This window comes from Bacillus sp. S/N-304-OC-R1 (assembly GCF_019749375.1).
In the GTDB taxonomy this organism is placed as follows: Bacteria; Bacillota; Bacilli; order Bacillales; family Cytobacillaceae; genus Cytobacillus.
On sequence record NZ_JACWFE010000009.1, the window covers coordinates 169,463 to 183,224 of the forward strand.

Genomic DNA, 13,762 nt, shown 5'->3' on the forward strand with positions numbered 1-13,762 from the left:
TTTTTTAAGAAAATGCTGACCAGTAATAGACTGTTTCACTACAGTTTAAACCATAATCTGATGTGCTGTTTAGAATAAATCCGTCTTGAGTTATACCTCCAACTGTTCCAAAATTGGCAACGGTAGAAGCAGTTGGATTTGTACCACCAAAGTAAGTAAATCCTTTCTCGAATCCAGCCATTATCCCACTGTAATAAGTATATATATTACCTGTACGCCCAGCAGTTATCATGACAAATTTTGGTGTAAAGCCGATATTAATTTTTTTTCCCTTTATCCCATCACCTACATAGCTTCCTTCTGCTGATTTTCCAACCCCTAAACTTGCAAGGTCTGGAACTTGTGCAAGTAGAATTTTTTTTGAAGCATCTAGTGTTGCAACACCATTCGCAGCACCTTTTTCAGAGTTTTGAACGGCTGAATCTGCCTTGTCTAAAGACGTTTGAACTGAACTTGCTAAATCTGTTTTAGGGATTCCTGTTCCTGGCTTAGCGTACTTTCCATTCCAAGAAGTCCTTTCGCCAGTCTTTAAGTGCTTCTCTTCATCCGCCAAATGCGTAGCAAGATCCTGTCTTAAAGTGGCTAGTTCCTGCTCAGTTGCACCGGAGTTTATAGCATCCTGTAAAGTTTTAAGGATTCTATCAATAGTGTCCATGTTATTATTCTGATCACATACGTTATAAAACTCGTCTTGATCAGGCTTAATTAAATTGAAATTAGTTGTGTTACCAGGCATTAGTTCAACACCTCTTCTCTTAATTGCCTGTGAGTAAATGCTGATAATTGAGCGTGTGTATACTGTGTAAATTTTAAATACTGATTGTATCGAAGCTCCACTGTAAGGACCATATTTTGTGGTGTAATACGTTCCAACATGACAACAACTGCATCGAATTGCCCCTTAACAGTCAATTCAATTTTTACACTTAGTGTTTTTGCTGCAACATCTCTCTTAAGCTCATATTGTCCTGCACCTAGTAGGCTGTCTAGTAATTGCTTTAAAACTCGATTAGTATACGGCGCTTGTTCTTGAAAACGCGTTAAGATCCGGAATTGTCTTGTTGCCAAAGTATCAGTAGCCGGCACATTAAGTTTTAACATCTTTTCATAACGCGCTGCCCCTTTTTCATTAGCAGAAATGACGAATTGATTATTAAGTGTATTTTCAATTTCTTGCCATACACTTTCTAAAACAGGGTTTTCTACATTTGCTATCTGAACCAATTCTTTAATTTCATGAAGCACGGGTGGTAAATAACCTAATATATTTACTTCTCTAGCCACTTACAACACCCCGTTTCGGTATTGATTCTTTATCCAGCGCAATGTTTGATTGAGCTCCATTTAACATTGTATTCGCTATATCTAGAACACCGGGCGCACCTAAAATCCTAGTTTCAATATGCGAGATACGAACGATTAAGCCTGCATGATCTTCTTCATATGTTTGAGCTTGTGCCCATTGTTCGGCCAACTCTTTAAAATAGCCATCAATTATCGGAAGTACGTTTGGCTCAACGTCTTCCCATACCCATCCATCTTGAAGAGTGATATTTGTGGCAATATTAATTACTGTTTCATTTACCCCAAAAACCGTGACAATGTGATCTATTGGCGCAATCCCTAAACCTTCCCCTTGAGCACCTAATGGATCCACTGCTTCTTGCACTTCGTCAACTAGCGTTTTTGATGGCTTTTCAAACTGCGAATTAATAATCACTAACTTAGTTGTACCTCCACCATTCCAGGCCCGATAAACTCGCACTCCACCTACTCCAGGAAGATTTTTAACTTTATCTTTATAATCTTTTCTATTCCCACCGAAGGCAGTAGAATCAAAGCTATTAAAATAGCGTTTACGAAATTCTTCTGTATCTTCTTCATCTTCTCCTGGAATAAGGACCTCAGTTAATTCAGCACTTGTTAAACCGTCAATATAATCAATTGGTATAAGTTGACCAAAAAATAGATTGCCAATATTGCCTGCTGTTTCACATTCCAAAATAAACTCGCCAAGTGCAATTTTTTCGATTACCTCATAATTTAATTCATCTAAACTAAAACGAGAGTTGATGGGCACATCTATATTAAATACTCCTTTTAGTCGAGCTTTTGTTGCATTAGCAGGTTCTAACCCTTTTTCTTTTGCTCGACGAATTAAATATTCGCGAGGTGCTGTATCAGCGAAAACGAGGTCAACCATGTTTTTTAATGTGAAAAGCATTTGAATTGTTTCAGCACTGTTAGCAGCTGTCGCATTAAAAATTAAAGATGTGCCCTCACGAGTATCCAAAGATGGATCGACTCCAGCAAGCTTTTGAGCCATTAAATCTTCATAAGATATATCCAAATTAAGAGGTTCAGCCATCAATATTCCACCTCTTTTACCTGTGTAAATTCTCCATAAATGCTATGGACCGTAAATGTGACATGAACTTTCTTCTTTTTAACATCAAAAATAAAGTTATCAACTGAATTAATCCGATCATCCTGCATAAGACATTCCTTGATTCTTCTCTTTATTTCAGGTAATACATAGGCTGTTGGCTTTCCAAATAAGTCTTTAAATTCCACTCCGAAAATCCACGAATAGATGATGTAGTCATATCTTTCAATATTAAGCATTAAAAAAATCGCTTGTTTCAGTGCTTCAATTTCATCAACGAAGCCTAAACAGCGATCTTTATCCATATATAATTTAAAATTTTTAGTCGGTGGTGGTAAAGCTTCTTCAAAATCCTCTATTAAACCATCATTAACTTGAGGGATCATTTTACCACCTCTTTGTCCCATACAATGTATCTTTGGCCGCCCTGCATTTTCACCAACATTACTGTATCCCCAACTTTAAGAGCATTATGGACAATAAACTTTTTTCGTCCTTCATATTCATGAGAGTGACCTTCCGCGACTTCCGTTACATGATCAACACTCATCTCAATCTCGTAATCTCGAACATTTCTAGTCAGTATTAGCTGAGCAGTAGTTAGTTCCTTTTTTTGTTCAACATTAACTTTTAGTGGTGAAACACTAGTTACTTGGCCAAATTCGATAGCAGTTAGATCAATTGCTCCCATTGCTTCTCTTGCTGCCTTTTTGATTAAAATTACAATGTCATCCATATTACGCAACGAAATCACCGCCAATTAGCTTCAAATCCATGAAATGCTCGTTTTCGTTAAATGAATGCTTAGCGGAATCTACAAGCATATAGTTCATGATTTTAATATCATCCAAATCAAGTTTTACTACTAACATATTGCCACCGCGAACATAAATATTTCCAAATGCCTTTTTTATGCTTAGATTTCTTGTTTTTCGATTATAAAGGGACAACAATACATCTGCTTTGACTTTACCATTCGTTGATTCCTGAATGGTTTCAAAGTACTGCAAAATTCCAAAGCGGTTTTGATTGTTACTGTCTTGAGCAACATAGATTTCACGCTTACCGGTTTTATCATTTTCATAAGAAAGCTTAATTTTGTTGTAAGTATTCGAATCAATTGATGAGGTGTAATCAAAATTCTCTCCGGTTTCCTCATCGATTAGCACGTCCAATTTCATTTTTTCAAGGGCTCTGAGAGTCAACTTCCCGAAGTTATCATATAGGATATACATTTTCTTCGTATTATCCAGTGTAAGATCTAGCGCGTTCTGAAACATGTCGAAAAGCTCTTTATTATCCTCTACTCGACTAGCAATCTTAAAACCTGTATCCTCAATTGTTCCAGTGTTCAAACGGAAGTCCGCAGCTACCATTTTTATAAATTCAGAAGCTGTTTTGTTTGTATAAACATAGGTATCTTTATTTTTCAAATAGCGAAGCTGGTCATAGGCTGTTACATTTATTAGACCATCTTTTGAGCTCTTTTTAGTGAAGACAAACCCATAAAATATGTTCTTACCGTCCTTTTTAAAACTGACGGGATTTCCTTCTTCAAAACTTAGCGCTTCATCTTTTAATACACTGAATGTCAATTTGCCAGGTACGTTTTTTCTGGCTGTCTCCCAAACTATCCCCTCCTCCACGGCGGGCATCATCAATTTTGATCCATTTTGAATAATCAACTCAATGCTCAAAATTTAATCACCTGCCCCGGATAAATAAGGTTTGGATTTTTAATATTGTTTTTCTTCGCAATCTCCGGATACTTCGAACCATCACCTAAGTAACTCTTGCAAAGCGCCCACAATGTATCACCTTTAACAACTTTATGAGACTGAGGCGGAGGGGGAGCACTTGTTGTTGCTCTTGGCTGAGTAGTCTTAGCAATTGGCTTTACATTTGCGGCTGCAGAAGCACTTGGCTTTTTGACTTCAATAACCTTGGTGCCATAATCCCGATATTGTTTCAATTGAATTGAAACTACAACGTCAAAGCCATAATCTGCATTCTCCTTGATTGTGTATTCTTCCAACGAAACTTTCATATTTGTATCAAATAATAAATCGCCACTCGGTTTTAATCGAGAGACGATAAATTGAAAGGGTTTATTATCAATCTTTAACTTTTCAAGCTTATCTAAATAGTAAGTTGCTGGTTGAAAGCCATCGGGATAAACGGCAAAAGGATACTTCGAATTTGGTAGTAATAGATCAAAAGAAAGTTCGGTTAATCCAGCCTTCTTAAGCAAATTAACCTCCCCTTCATTGATCAATGTAATTGTAGTATTCTTGTTCCTTATCTTCGTATCTAAGCTAGAAGGAGCAACTGGAAGCTGTACACTATCTATAAAGAAGTTATATGCCATCTAATTCGCTCCTTCCGCAATTACATCTAATGTTTCCTCAAGTTTTTCACCGAAACGGTCAATGATGCCGTCTAGATCAAGATCAGAGTTAACAGTATTATGGTTAGTCATATCAACTTTAACCTCGGCGGTTGTAAATCGATTAATAACATCTCTTTCTGCTATATCACGAAGATATTTTAAATCCTCTTCAGTAGCTTCCATGGACTTAGCCATTTTTGCAGTGTTCTTAGCTGTGTCTGCTCCAGTGCTTTTTAGATCATCTAATGGTCCTCCAAAAGCCCCTGCATTTCCTAAAAGCTGGTCCATTTTAAATGCATTACTAAATTTAGCTTCCAGCCCTGATCCCCATTCATTACCTGCATTCCACGCTTTTCCGTATTCTATTCTAGATTCAATCATCGGCGCTGCACGGTCGAGAGTTATAGCTGCTTCGTTTTTCCCCCACGCAAGTACACTGTCTTGCAAACTAGACAATCCTGCAGTCCAATTTGTATTAAAAATAGAATCAATAATTTTAGTTACAACTTTGCCCAATGATAAAAACCACGAAATTATTTGCCCTAGCAAATTTGCAACGGCATCACCAAAACTATTAAAACCTCCATTAAATACATTCAAAACCCATTCGATTATTGAAATCCAAGGTTCAACAAAACTAGTCCACAAAAACTGGATAATTGCATTGATAACTCCAACGACGGTATTCCAAATGATTGCACCCAATACAAAAAAAGCACCTGCAATCATTCCGGTTGCAGAATAAGAGGTACCTGCGAATTTATTAACCGCTGCTACCGCTGCGTAAAAAACCGCAATGATAGCTATTATGCCAATCAGGATCCACGTGATAGGGCATGCCGCCATCGCCGCATTTAATCCATCTTGAGCGACAATTAACGCCAGTATCGCTGCTGTTTCTGCCCACGATACAGCTGTACGCCATACCTTAGCTGCAATATCCTTTAAGGTTGTTAACCAAGCGATACCCATCGTTGCATTATAGACAACAAGCGTGGCTATAATTCCCCAAATTATAGGCTCTATCCAAGACCAATTATCAATAAATACTGATGCTAACCAACTTGCGGTGTTTATTATGCCTCCTAATGCATCCATAACCACAGTTGCTGCATAGGCAAATGCAAACATTAAAGCCTCAATTGTTGGCATATTCGAATTTATGGTACTAAAAAATTGAACCACCGCAGGATATAGATCATTCCCAATCTTTTGTTTTATGCCGTCAAAATTGTTCTCCATTTGAACAATCTGCCCCTGTGGTGTATTTGCTATGGATTGGGCTAAACCGTCCCACGATTGAGCAATAATATCAGTAATGACGGCAACACGTTCCATTTCTGTTCCTTTTTCGATTATTGCCTTTTGGGCATCGGTTACATCAAAACCCTTTTTTCTTAAGCCATCAAATTGGCCATCTAAAGCCTTACCAAGTTGAGTAGCATATTCGACCATTTGCCGATCATCAACGTTTATACCGCCCATTCCAGCTGCGTAGTTAGCCAATGTACCCATCATTGCTTCAATTGCTTTGCCAGATTCTAAATAAGTTGCAAGTTCTCCAGCTCCTGACAAAAGCACCTCTGCTCCATAAGTTGTGTAGCCTTCAACTTCTGCAGCTTTTGCTTTTAATGATTCAAATTCAGCTTGAACAGCGCCCATATTATTCATTACAGCAGCAAGTTGGGTTTCAGCTGTATTAATAACATCTGCTGAGCCTAGCCAGTCAGTTATTATACCGGCTCCCTTTTTAATACCCTGAATGCCAAGGTAGGCACCCACTAATCCTTTGATTTTTCCTACTAAACCATCAGCAGCTGATTGCCCATTCCTTACATCTTCATTAAATTGCTGTTGAGCTTCACTAGCTTGCCTTATTTCCTGTTCGATTCCATTAAACGCAATTTCAGCTTGATTCAATTCATGCCTTGCTGCCCGAATACTTTCGACTTCCACAGCATTACTAGACACTGACTGTAACGATTCAAAGCTACTGATAACTATGTTCATAGCGCTATTCATAGATTGAAAGGCTCGTGACATATTATCCTGTATCTGAATTGCGGTTCTAATAGTGGCCATTATCTCACCGACTTTTTATAAAAATAAAAGCACTCTTAAAAAGAGTGCTAAAATTACCTTTTCATATATTCTTTGCCATCAAAAATTAAAGAAGTGATTTTATCATCCTTAATTATAAATTGAAACTTACTACGTATATTAGCTCCAAAACCATTCTGAGCATCTACATAACTTTGAATAATTATCTCACCACTTTTTTTTCCAAATCTCCATTCATTATAGTTAGGAAATTTAGCTGTAGACGGCGCTTTTAGTATGCCTTTTATAGTTTCTTGACATTTATATTTAAGTTCGGCTTTTTCTTCTTCCGTTAAAATAAAATCTGTTAGACTTGCTACGACACTATTATTTTCATAAAGCGTATTGTCCCCGTATTTTATCAAACTAATAGTTTCATTTGCATTCATATAGAGAATAATATTAGAGGCTTCTTTAGAATTTATTCTATATCCTTTTTCGCTCTCATAATGAGCATTGTCTAATAACTCGTCATGCTGAATATCAATATTTTCTTTTATACCCACATTTTGAAGTACACTTAATGCTTTTTCTCCGTTTTCAAGTGTAATATTTAATGATTTTGCAACTTTACCTCTTGGTGTTGCACCTGATTCATCAGCATTGCTAAACTCATGTATGGCGCCAAATACTAGTATTACAATAAACATTAAAACAAAACCTAAACATCCAAATTTAAAAAACTTCTTCATTCATATCCCTCCTATCCTTAAATATACAAAATAGGAAGAGATTTCTCCATCACTTTCTTCGCCCGCTCTTTTTCTTCGCCTCTTTATCGGCTTTTTTCTCAGCTTCCATCTTGATCTGTACAGCTGCAATTACAAATGCTTTTTCATACTTTGGCAAAGAGTCGAATTCATGCGGCCATTTATGAAGTTTATGAAGGCAATAATAAGCTATGTTAGCCTCATAATCGCCTTCATTAATTAGTTTTTTGCTTCTTCTACTGCTTCTTCTAAGCCAACATCAAAACCATTTATTGTTTGGATGAACTGTAGATACTGTGCATATTCTCCAGGTAACAGCATCTTCTTTAGAAGCGCTTCGGCTCCCATTACTTTATAGCTATCCTGCAATTCCTTATATGCAAATTAGGAAAAACAGTGCACTTTACAGCTAAACTCGTTAAGTAGGAATCATAATCTGTTGTTGGTTGGAATACGTTCTTTTTCCCAGGGACAGGCAATCGCTTTGTATGTTGCTTGCGAAGCGCTTCGTCTTCATCTGAACTCACAGCTCCAACTTCCCATTCAATAGGCTTTTTATTCTCATCTAGAAAACGTTTGGATACCACATACTTTTCTGTTTCTGCTTTCAAAGCATTCTGTGCTAAAAATGCTGATAAACTCATTTATATCACCTATCCTCATTTTATTTTAAATAAACAAGAGCCCACAAAGTGAGCTCTCCAATATCAAAGCATTGAACTTAAGATAGAGAATTTTTCAGGGAACTCCCAATCTTCAAAGGTAAAATCAATTTGGTCTTCTAAATATTCTGCATCAGCATCTAATAGAGCTAGAATACCACCGTCTAAATTACAATCAATTAATACTATTGTTTGTCTTCCAACAGAAGAAGATTTATCCTCATTCGTTGTTTGGATATCAAAATAAATATCCTCACCAGTTTCTTTGTAATGATAAAGTAGCTCTCGAAAAATGGAAGTATTAAAATGAAAGGTAGCATTTCCGGTGTATTCCACACCAGCTCCTTTATTACCCTTTGACATACGTCCTAAAATTGGAATTTTAGTTTTTACTTTGTCCATATCAGCTTGAATATTAATTACTTGCGCAAAATTATAACGGTTACCTCTGATAGTTACAAAACACTCACCAGAAGCACCGTTAATGGCATCACGGGCATGCATAGTATTTTCATTCATTTATAGCCCCTCCTTACGCTACAATAGTAGTTATATAAAGTTGTGACATACCTACTGTTGGTTCTACAACTTCATTAACTATAACTGATTTTTTAGTGCTACCTTTTTCTACCTTTAAAGCCTCTTTATCATAATTTTGTAGGGCCCGAAGCTTTTGAAGTTCATTTCGATTCTTAACAATATCTTTCCAAAAAGAAACTCGACCAGCCTGATCATTAGGAACTTCACCCAGGTATCGAGTGTTAAATAGGTGCGCTGTATCAATAGCAATTTGGTCCAGCACTCGAATAACTTGATTCATACTGAAATCCTCATTCTTATCAACTGTAAATGAAATAAATGTATTTACATCTTCAAGTACACGTATTTCGTCACCTACACGATGGAAAACATATTTTCCTGACTGTAGTAATTTAGTTAGCTGAGGTTGAGTCATCGTTTCACTCATAGAAAGTATGTGTTCACCATCGTATTTTTTGTTTGTATTCGACTTGTTTACTGCCACACCAGCTTGAGCTCCAACGGCCCAATATACGGCACCGAACATTTCTTCACCTTCGCCGTTTGCATCGTTCTGGACATCGATGATTCCCTCATGATCAGCAGCTCCAAGTTTGTGGCCAACCAATTGAAACTTAGCACCAACTTGATCTCGTAAGCGCTTTGTATACTCCACATAAAGAGATTTAATTACAGTTTCCTTTGATAAGCACCCTAGCGTATTGAAACCGTATGCTTCAAGAGCATCTAACGCCTCTTGGTGGGCTCCCCCACTAATCGCGCTGCCATTCGAACCGCCAGTTAATAAGGTGCCAGCAGTTTCAGTAAGTGTTGCGTCATTCTTAAAAGACACATAATCATTTGAAACTAATTCAGCAGCACTAGCAACAGCTGTTTGCTCGTCTACTAAAACATTATCTAGCAAAGTTTGCACATCAAATTTTGTTGGCTCATCGACATTCGCTTGAATAACAATTGTAATGTCATTACCACGAACACCCTTATACTTCGCTGTTGCAAATGTATTCGATGCAGCCTTCGCGCCAACTGCCAACTTGAAAAAGTAAACTGTGATTGCATTTTTAAATACATCGCGAATCCCTTTTAATTTGGGATCAGTATAGTCGTAGCCAAAGATTTTACGAGAATTTTTTTGTAAATCTTCTTGAGTTACAGAGAATACTTCGCCATCAACACCCCAATCAAGGGCCATTGGCAAACCAACATACCCTCGATCTGATAGATTTACAAATGCTCGTGCTGCTGAAATGAAATTATGATAAGTACCTGGAAGTACTTTGTTTTGAGTTAAAAATGTACCGCCGCCTAACGCCAAATCAATTACCTCCTTCGTCGAATTTATTTAATATCTTGTCTACTTCGGAGAATGAGTACGTTTTACCATCCTCCAACAATGCATTCAACGCATCACACCTAGCTGCATATCTTCTGCTTTTGACGATTTGTGATTTAGAAAACGTAAGGGCAGCAACTTCACCCTTAACAGCTTCATTATTCATTTCCTTTTTGGCAGCCATGCTTTCACCCTTTCTTTTTAAATCGTTGTTCTAATGATTCCATGAATGTTTTTTCTTCCACTTCTTGCAGAAAAAAATTAAAATGTACAAAGTTATGAGCTATACCTTCCACAACCTCGCTATTCGCTCCCGTACCAAGCATAATTGAGCCATTTAGCAGCGTTATTTCTTTTAAGGCCTGTTGTACCTTCAAAGTCATATTTGTGCTTTCTGATGCCCCATTGGTGGGAAAATATTGTACGTTAAAAAACGTTGTGACCTTCCATCGTTTCCCGATCTGCCGAATATGCTCTAAATTCAAAAACTGAATTAAAAAAGCAGGAGTTTCAAACCCCTGCGGCACTTCATCAATATATTTTTCATAGGTATCCCCAAAGGCCTTGTGAAGTTTAATAGAAATAGCTGTGATAATATCATTAATCTCCATCAAAAGCCTCCTTTAATATTTCCATAAGCTTCTTTTCTACAATTTGAGGAGCCTGAGCTTGTACTTCATCAGCAGAGATTGTCATCATGAAACGACCTTTTACCCAACCTTTATGATTGGCAGTACGATGGCCATACTCCACGTACATCGAATATTCAACAGGGTTCAGCACTTCAATTTCATAAACGTTACCTTTTTTTGTAACAACCATTGAATCAGCAAATTTTTTTACACCAGTGCTGCCACCAAATGTTGCACTCAACTCTGCTTCTCTATGACTCTTGGCAGTCCAACCTCGCCTTAATGTTCCGCCTACTATACCATCTTCATAGATGCCAACGGGAGTCCTTCTAATTACTTTAGCTAAAAAGCGAGCAGCAAGTTCTTTTGCAGCATCTTCGCAAAACTTTTCATAATCGACCCTTTGTAGCTTCTGCATACGCTTTTGTAATCGTTGCAACTGCCGAAAATCAACTCGTCCCCACCTAGCCATTAAGCATATCCCTTAAACAGTTCGAGCATGATCTCTTGATGATTTGTATATACCGCAGGCTCTCCACTTCGAGAGTATTCAGTAGATTTACTGTTTTTAGTAACAATGATTTTTGATCCCGCTTTGACAGTGATCTCTGGAGCAAGAAATAATTTAGTAGATTGAGCAATAATTGCTGGCGCGCTTGTATTGGATGCTGCCATTTGTTTCTCGTAAGAGAGTTTGCACGGCTGGTTTTCAAGAACTACGATTTCTTTTTTACTGGTTATTTGGGTTACAGGGTCTCTTACTGACTGAAACTCTTTGACTGTGCATGTGCTATCATACATACTTTCAATGGCTCTTCTTACAGCGTTCATCTGATTACCACCTCAATTTTCTAAATTTATTCAATTGAGTTTGATAATTGTAAATCATTTGTTGAGTAGATAACGCACTAGCTGAAACCTTGTTATTTCCAAGTTCAACACGTGTATCGCCTTCTTGAATTGACGTTGCTACCTTGGAGTTTTCGGGATCAATTCTTTGATTTTCCTCAAAAATCATATCGATTACCATGTTAGCATGAACAAAAGTTAGTTCCATTGGGATATCACTTCGATTACAGTAGGTGAGGATAGCTTGCCTTACCTCTGCTACATACATGCTTATTATCGTGTCATTTGGAAGTTTATCGGCTGGAAGTTTTGCTTTTACAATTTCTGTTACATCCATTGTCAAGCATCCTCTTGGATTACTCCAGCCTTTAACAACACTTCGTAATCATCTGGAGATACGTCGATCTTGTTACCGATTTTGTAGCGCGTATTTCCGAACTTTACATTTTCGGTCAGTACAACTGATATTGTTTCCAAGGGGTCATTTACACTGGAATTTGGCTCATTACTGTCTTCTAAAGAATCGTTAACTTCTGCAGTCATTTCTTTTAGTGCTTCGAGTAATGTTTTACGGTTCTTCCCTTGGGACTCATACTCAAATGCTTTTTCTGCAGATAGCTGTTCGTTTTTTACAGCTTCCAACACTTCTTCAACGGTTAAATTTTTATAGATATCTTGTGTCATAAAAAAAACACCCCCAAAAATAGGGAGGACAAAAGCCCTCCCTATTAATTTCCTGCAACTTTTGCAATAAAGATATTATCGATTGTTTCAAAGCTAGGAAGAACAATTTCCGAAACAATAGTCATTACGTTAACTGGGTGCTCCTCTTTAATCGACGTAATTGCTACGCCTGTATTAACGATACTAACATCCGCCTTTGTTGCTCCAGTCATTAAGTCACTTTCTTCAGGCGTGGTACCAAAATACGTATTTCCTAATTGCCCGTCAGGAATAAGTGTAAAATGATCATCCGGATAAAAATTGTGTAGGGAACCATCTTCGGCACGATATTTCTTGTTATAAATAGCAACTGATAAACCGAATTTATCCTTAAGATACTGTTTCAATAAAGCCTCTGTCATAATAATATGTTGCCCACCTAATGGATTCATGTCTAAACGAACACTCTTGTGCTTCATTAAATAACCAAAAGTTTTTCGAGTCATAATACAATTAGTAGGACGTGTACCAGTATTTTCTTCCACAGTATCTTGCCAGCTAGGGATATCTTCGAGTGGAACTGAGTCTGGATGATCCCATTGCGCCCCACTAATTAGCGTTTCTTTATGGTCTGATTTCATTTTGTAATCATAATCAAGGTTTACACGATTTGCAGAAATACCGATTTTTCCAGTGGACAATAGTTGCATAATCATTCGTTCTGGCTGGACCTGTGCACCATTTACCAAAGTTGTTACATCATCATAGATGTTGTTAACAATGGACTTGTAAGCTTCTTCAAGATTTGAAGCTAGAAGTCTATTTAATTCTTGACGGTCCTTCTCACCAATACGCATTGATTCACGGAAGAACGGCATTTCTGTTTGAATTTTTCTAAATCCGATACGATCACGGACATTAGCTTTTGCGTCGAAAGCCGATGGCTCAAGAGCCACTGGAAGACCGTTAGATCCCTTAATCCAAGAAAGATCTAACCCCAGTTGCTTTTTAGCTGGGAAAAGAGTAGAACCAAGATAAGGAACTTTATTTGATGGGTTATTCTCGTAATAAGTTGCAATTTCTTTTGCATTTACTAGATCAAAAATTGTTGGCATTTATATCATCCCTTCTTATTTCAAAAATGTGATTTGTTTAAGCGCGGTAACAGCCTCTGCTGTAGGTGCTTCTGGTAATTTATCAAGTGCTACAAAGCCGTGGATCATAACGGCGCCTGACGCTGGTCCATAAGTAACATCCACATCATTGAAAAGGACACCCTCAGCTCCAGTTGTATTCTTCTTTACAGCTAGCACAGATTCACTAGCTAAAAAACCACCGCCAAGAATTGTCCCGGCCGGAACGATTTTTTTACCTTCTGCGTTTGCCGAAATTCCTGAATCACTTACAGTAACGGTAAGATTAACGTAATGATCTGGGAATTTTAAAATCCCTTTATTATTTGTGTACTGTGTTTCTACAAATTTACTCATTAATTTTT

Annotated in this window: 19 protein-coding genes and 1 pseudogene; all 20 read right to left on the reverse strand. The window is 37.5% G+C overall.

Going from position 1 to position 13,762, the window contains the following annotated elements; all coding sequences use genetic code 11:
• Nucleotides 1-4 precede the first annotated feature (4 nt).
• Nucleotides 5-736, reverse strand: a complete 732-nt coding sequence (locus H0173_RS09435; protein WP_221846100.1) for a hypothetical protein — start codon at nt 734-736, stop codon at nt 5-7.
• Nucleotides 736-1,284: a putative phage tail protein gene (locus H0173_RS09440; RefSeq protein ID WP_221846101.1), complete on the reverse strand. Its 549-nt coding sequence runs from the start codon at nt 1,282-1,284 to the stop codon at nt 736-738. The genes H0173_RS09435 and H0173_RS09440 overlap by 1 nt, the downstream gene beginning before the upstream one ends.
• Complete coding sequence (locus H0173_RS09445; protein WP_221846102.1) at nt 1,277-2,368, reverse strand: baseplate J/gp47 family protein; 1,092 nt, start codon at nt 2,366-2,368, stop codon at nt 1,277-1,279. The genes H0173_RS09440 and H0173_RS09445 overlap by 8 nt, the downstream gene beginning before the upstream one ends.
• Nucleotides 2,368-2,772 carry a DUF2634 domain-containing protein gene (locus H0173_RS09450; RefSeq protein ID WP_221846103.1) on the reverse strand — a complete coding sequence of 135 codons (405 nt, stop codon included), beginning with the start codon at nt 2,770-2,772 and terminating at the stop codon, nt 2,368-2,370. Before H0173_RS09450 ends, H0173_RS09445 begins: the two co-directional genes overlap by 1 nt.
• The gene (locus H0173_RS09455; protein WP_260631124.1) at nt 2,769-3,122 is read right to left on the reverse strand and encodes a DUF2577 domain-containing protein; all 354 of its coding nucleotides are present in this window, start codon (nt 3,120-3,122) and stop codon (nt 2,769-2,771) included. The genes H0173_RS09450 and H0173_RS09455 overlap by 4 nt, the downstream gene beginning before the upstream one ends.
• Before the next feature lies 1 nt (nt 3,123).
• Nucleotides 3,124-4,083, reverse strand: a complete 960-nt coding sequence (locus H0173_RS09460) for an XkdQ/YqbQ family protein (RefSeq protein ID WP_260631109.1) — start codon at nt 4,081-4,083, stop codon at nt 3,124-3,126.
• On the reverse strand, nt 4,080-4,754 hold the full coding sequence (locus H0173_RS09465; RefSeq protein ID WP_221846105.1) for a LysM peptidoglycan-binding domain-containing protein: 675 nt from the start codon (nt 4,752-4,754) through the stop codon (nt 4,080-4,082). The genes H0173_RS09460 and H0173_RS09465 overlap by 4 nt, the downstream gene beginning before the upstream one ends.
• Nucleotides 4,755-6,857, reverse strand: a complete 2,103-nt coding sequence (locus H0173_RS09470) for a hypothetical protein (protein WP_221846106.1) — start codon at nt 6,855-6,857, stop codon at nt 4,755-4,757.
• 53 nt (nt 6,858-6,910) lie between these two features.
• A complete protein-coding gene (locus tag H0173_RS09475) occupies nt 6,911-7,567 on the reverse strand; it encodes a hypothetical protein (protein ID WP_221846107.1) in 657 nt (218 codons plus the stop codon).
• Between the two features lie 237 nt (nt 7,568-7,804).
• A pseudogene (locus H0173_RS09480) lies at nt 7,805-8,229 on the reverse strand (phage tail assembly chaperone).
• Nucleotides 8,230-8,292: 63 nt separating this feature from the next.
• Nucleotides 8,293-8,766, reverse strand: a complete 474-nt coding sequence (locus tag H0173_RS09485) for a phage tail tube protein (RefSeq protein ID WP_221846108.1) — start codon at nt 8,764-8,766, stop codon at nt 8,293-8,295.
• Nucleotides 8,767-8,779: 13 nt separating this feature from the next.
• On the reverse strand, nt 8,780-10,102 hold the full coding sequence (locus H0173_RS09490; protein ID WP_221846109.1) for a phage tail sheath subtilisin-like domain-containing protein: 1,323 nt from the start codon (nt 10,100-10,102) through the stop codon (nt 8,780-8,782).
• A 1-nt stretch (nt 10,103) separates the two neighbouring features.
• On the reverse strand, nt 10,104-10,304 hold the full coding sequence (locus H0173_RS09495) for a hypothetical protein (protein ID WP_260631112.1): 201 nt from the start codon (nt 10,302-10,304) through the stop codon (nt 10,104-10,106).
• Between the two features lie 4 nt (nt 10,305-10,308).
• On the reverse strand, nt 10,309-10,731 hold the full coding sequence (locus tag H0173_RS09500) for a phage tail terminator family protein (RefSeq protein WP_221846110.1): 423 nt from the start codon (nt 10,729-10,731) through the stop codon (nt 10,309-10,311).
• Nucleotides 10,721-11,224 (reverse strand): HK97 gp10 family phage protein, encoded by a 504-nt coding sequence (locus tag H0173_RS09505; protein WP_221846111.1) that lies wholly within the window; start codon nt 11,222-11,224, stop codon nt 10,721-10,723. The genes H0173_RS09500 and H0173_RS09505 overlap by 11 nt, the downstream gene beginning before the upstream one ends.
• Nucleotides 11,224-11,583: a hypothetical protein gene (locus H0173_RS09510; protein WP_221846112.1), complete on the reverse strand. Its 360-nt coding sequence runs from the start codon at nt 11,581-11,583 to the stop codon at nt 11,224-11,226. Before H0173_RS09510 ends, H0173_RS09505 begins: the two co-directional genes overlap by 1 nt.
• A gap of 4 nt (nt 11,584-11,587) precedes the next feature.
• Nucleotides 11,588-11,938 (reverse strand): head-tail connector protein, encoded by a 351-nt coding sequence (locus H0173_RS09515; RefSeq protein ID WP_221846224.1) that lies wholly within the window; start codon nt 11,936-11,938, stop codon nt 11,588-11,590.
• A gap of 2 nt (nt 11,939-11,940) precedes the next feature.
• Nucleotides 11,941-12,285, reverse strand: coding sequence for a DUF7210 family protein (locus H0173_RS09520; RefSeq protein ID WP_221846113.1), 345 nt, complete (start codon nt 12,283-12,285; stop codon nt 11,941-11,943).
• Between the two features lie 44 nt (nt 12,286-12,329).
• A complete protein-coding gene (locus tag H0173_RS09525) occupies nt 12,330-13,379 on the reverse strand; it encodes a major capsid protein (RefSeq protein ID WP_221846114.1) in 1,050 nt (349 codons plus the stop codon).
• Nucleotides 13,380-13,394: 15 nt separating this feature from the next.
• Nucleotides 13,395-13,754: a hypothetical protein gene (locus tag H0173_RS09530; protein ID WP_221846115.1), complete on the reverse strand. Its 360-nt coding sequence runs from the start codon at nt 13,752-13,754 to the stop codon at nt 13,395-13,397.
• Nucleotides 13,755-13,762: the final 8 nt, after the last annotated feature.

Excerpts from the sequence above, each read along its gene's own strand:
- H0173_RS09435 (WP_221846100.1), bottom strand. The coding sequence starts at position 736 with ATGCCTGGTAACACAACTAATTTCAATTTAATTAAGCCTGATCAAGAC.
- H0173_RS09445 (WP_221846102.1), bottom strand. The coding sequence starts at position 2,368 with ATGGCTGAACCTCTTAATTTGGATATATCTTATGAAGATTTAATGGCT.
- H0173_RS09450 (WP_221846103.1), bottom strand. The coding sequence starts at position 2,772 with ATGATCCCTCAAGTTAATGATGGTTTAATAGAGGATTTTGAAGAAGCT.
- H0173_RS09455 (WP_260631124.1), bottom strand. The coding sequence starts at position 3,122 with ATGGATGACATTGTAATTTTAATCAAAAAGGCAGCAAGAGAAGCAATG.
- H0173_RS09465 (WP_221846105.1), bottom strand. The coding sequence starts at position 4,754 with ATGGCATATAACTTCTTTATAGATAGTGTACAGCTTCCAGTTGCTCCT.
- H0173_RS09470 (WP_221846106.1), bottom strand. The coding sequence starts at position 6,857 with ATGGCCACTATTAGAACCGCAATTCAGATACAGGATAATATGTCACGA.
- H0173_RS09475 (WP_221846107.1), bottom strand. The coding sequence starts at position 7,567 with ATGAAGAAGTTTTTTAAATTTGGATGTTTAGGTTTTGTTTTAATGTTT.
- H0173_RS09485 (WP_221846108.1), bottom strand. The coding sequence starts at position 8,766 with ATGAATGAAAATACTATGCATGCCCGTGATGCCATTAACGGTGCTTCT.
- H0173_RS09495 (WP_260631112.1), bottom strand. The coding sequence starts at position 10,304 with ATGGCTGCCAAAAAGGAAATGAATAATGAAGCTGTTAAGGGTGAAGTT.
- H0173_RS09500 (WP_221846110.1), bottom strand. The coding sequence starts at position 10,731 with ATGGAGATTAATGATATTATCACAGCTATTTCTATTAAACTTCACAAG.
- H0173_RS09505 (WP_221846111.1), bottom strand. The coding sequence starts at position 11,224 with ATGGCTAGGTGGGGACGAGTTGATTTTCGGCAGTTGCAACGATTACAA.
- H0173_RS09510 (WP_221846112.1), bottom strand. The coding sequence starts at position 11,583 with ATGAACGCTGTAAGAAGAGCCATTGAAAGTATGTATGATAGCACATGC.
- H0173_RS09515 (WP_221846224.1), bottom strand. The coding sequence starts at position 11,938 with ATGGATGTAACAGAAATTGTAAAAGCAAAACTTCCAGCCGATAAACTT.
- H0173_RS09520 (WP_221846113.1), bottom strand. The coding sequence starts at position 12,285 with ATGACACAAGATATCTATAAAAATTTAACCGTTGAAGAAGTGTTGGAA.
- H0173_RS09525 (WP_221846114.1), bottom strand. The coding sequence starts at position 13,379 with ATGCCAACAATTTTTGATCTAGTAAATGCAAAAGAAATTGCAACTTAT.
- H0173_RS09530 (WP_221846115.1), bottom strand. The coding sequence starts at position 13,754 with ATGAGTAAATTTGTAGAAACACAGTACACAAATAATAAAGGGATTTTA.